The sequence below is a fragment of the Kaarinaea lacus genome (assembly GCF_975902315.1).
Map to the genome: position 1 here is coordinate 1 of NZ_CDLKIE010000086.1, position 2,804 is coordinate 2,804.

The window sequence follows — 2,804 nt, forward strand, 5'->3', positions numbered from 1 at the left end:
ACCGGTAGCTTGTAGCCACGTTGACCACTACCGCGAGTGACGATTATTTTTAATATTGCGTCACTGGACGCGTTATCGCGATCACTAATTAGCTGTTCAGCTTCTGATTTAATGACCGTGACATCAGCAGGCGGGATATGCAAACGTTGACAACCCATCTGCAATCGCGCCATATGTTCTTCCCAGTGTTGCAACGATCCAGACTTTATTTTTATTGTTTCAAAAATGCCATCACCGTAGTGTAGACCACGATCGGACACAGACAGCTGTTCAGCAATTTCACCATTGATTAAAAAATTGGACAAGGATTAAACCTGTAGCATTATTTTAAATACTGTAATGATGGAAAAATAGATAATAGTTAAAAAGTGTAACACCTGCGGTGGGATTTTAAATGCCAGTAGATCACAAAGCCAGCAATAGCCCCTTGGCTTTTGCCCGGGTCTCTTCCAGCTCATTTTCAGGATCTGAATCTGCAACGATCCCGGCTCCTGCCCTTAAAGTGAGATGATTGCCGTTCTTTACCAGGGTTCGAATCAAAATATTAAGATCCATACTGCCATCATGATTCACGTATCCAAGAGAACCGGTATATGCGCCGCGTGGCACATGTTCCAGCTCCGCAATAATTTCCATACAACGCACCTTAGGACAGCCTGTGATGGTACCACCCGGAAATACCGCCTTAATGACCTCACTCGGGGTGCACGTGCTGTGCAGCGTACCTTGTACATTGGAAACAATGTGATGCACGTGAGCATAGGTTTCCAATACCATTAGTTCATTGACCTTCACGCTACCAGGAACACAAACACGACCCAAATCATTACGCTCCAGGTCGATTAACATGATGTGCTCGGCACGCTCCTTGGGGTGTCCAATGAGTTCCTGCAAATTGGCATCATCATGAGCCTGGTTATCGCCACGAGGCCGGGTTCCAGCAATTGGTCTTGTTTCCACCTGATCACCATTCACCTTCACCAGGCGCTCCGGCGATGAACTGATAATCGCATGCTCATGATAAACAGCCAGTGCGAAAAAAGGTGCCGGATTCGTTTGCGTTAAACGGCGGTACAATTGTGCAGGAGATACTGCTGGCGTTAATTCAGCATTCCACTCGCGGGATAAATTTACCTGAAAAACATCCCCTTCTTTTATATAGTGTTTAATACGCCTTACGCTGGAAAGATATTTCTCTTCAGGCTCCTCGTAAATCGCTTTGATTATGCTGTTTGATGACTCAACTTCGTACTCGCGCGCTTGATCACTTTCAGCAATAGTGGCTATGTCCTGGAGAATTTCACTCAAGCAAGCATCTTCGTAGCCGGGCTCAGCGATAGCAAAACACTGACCTGTGGAGCGATTTACAATAATAGCTGCTGGTATTCGCGTCGCAAACGCTACTGGCAAATCACTGTTTCCAGTTTTGGGTAAAGCCAGGCTTGGTTCAATTTGTTGTGCTAATTCATATCCGAGATACAGAAACCATCCGCCTCGAAAAGGTAAGTCACTTGCATTACCCGAGCTTATTTGCTCCTGCCGCCAGAGATTTTCAAATGTGTTGAGAAATTCAGAATTTTCAATAGATTTCGCTGTGACCTCATTGCCTGCAATTCGCGACAGCTCTCCCGTACTGGCTAAGGCCAGAGTTTGCTGAGGACAGGCAAATAATATATCAAAATGAACTTGCTGGCTTGTTTGCGCAACAGTTTGAAGCAAATAAGGGTAACGAGCAGAATTTAATTCATGAAGTGCCAACAAATCGAAAGACTTATCGACTGGTCGAACAACTATAGGTTGGTCAGCTGACATTAGGTATGTTTAATCAGTGTAAAATTGGCGTTGATTCGAACCAATCCCCACAGATCATAACATAAGTGAATTGCTGTTAGATTTATTAAATTCCCCAGGTTAATAAATACCCCAGGCTTTGTTAAATACACTACGTTTTTTTGAACACCAGGGTTCCGTTAGTTCCGCCAAAACCAAACGAGTTAGAAAGCACGGTATCAATTTTCATATTACGCGCTTCACCAGGCACATAATCCAGATCACATTCCGGATCCGGTGTAACAATATTAATAGTTGGCGGTGCAACTTGATCGCGAATAGACAGAACGCTAAAGATCGCTTCAATACCACCAGCGGCTCCCAGCAGATGTCCAGTCATGGATTTTGTAGAACTGATAGCAACTTTTCTTGCATGGTCTCCAAAAGCGGCTTTAGTTGCTTCAGTTTCACCCTTATCGCCGGCAGGCGTAGAGGTTCCATGAGCATTAATATAATCGACTTCGTCTGGATTAATCTTCGCGTTTGACATTGCCAGTTCCATGCAACGCTGGGCACCTTCACCACCTTCTGAGGGTGCTGTCATATGGTAAGCATCACCGCTCATACCAAAACCGATCAGTTCCGCGTAGATAGTCGCACCGCGTTTTTTGGCATGCTCATACTCTTCCAAAACCACTACGCCTGCTCCGTCACTTAAAACAAAACCATCGCGATCCTTGTCCCACGGGCGGCTGGCAGTTTCAGGGCTATCGTTGCGTGTCGATAATGCTCGCGCAGCACAAAATCCTCCAAGGCCGGTCGGCGACGTCGCCATTTCCGCTCCACCCGCCAGCATAACATCTGCATCTCCATATTGGATCATACGACCGGCATCACCAATACAATGTGTCGCCGTAGCACAGGCTGTCGTTATAGCATAGTTCGGTCCCTTGAGTCCGAACATAATGGAAACATTACCGGATATCATATTGATAATGTTTGCGGGTACAAAAAACGGGGAAATTTTACGAGGA

The 2,804-nt window shown here is 45.6% G+C and carries 3 protein-coding genes; all 3 read right to left on the minus strand.

The window, feature by feature from the left end; translation table 11 throughout:
* On the minus strand, nt 1-305 hold a 305-nt coding region (locus tag ACWVCM_RS02025), incomplete at its 3' end, for an aminotransferase class IV (RefSeq protein WP_455200033.1).
* Between the two features lie 100 nt (nt 306-405).
* A complete protein-coding gene (locus ACWVCM_RS02030) occupies nt 406-1,812 on the minus strand; it encodes an aminodeoxychorismate synthase component I (RefSeq protein ID WP_455200034.1) in 1,407 nt (468 codons plus the stop codon).
* 130 nt (nt 1,813-1,942) lie between these two features.
* Nucleotides 1,943-2,804 (minus strand): beta-ketoacyl-ACP synthase II (gene fabF / locus ACWVCM_RS02035; RefSeq protein ID WP_455200035.1); only part of this gene is annotated, 862 nt, incomplete at its 5' end.

Bases quoted from the DNA above. Each gene is read 5' to 3' on its own strand.
- ACWVCM_RS02030 (WP_455200034.1), bottom strand. From the start codon at position 1,812: ATGTCAGCTGACCAACCTATAGTTGTTCGACCAGTCGATAAGTCTTTC.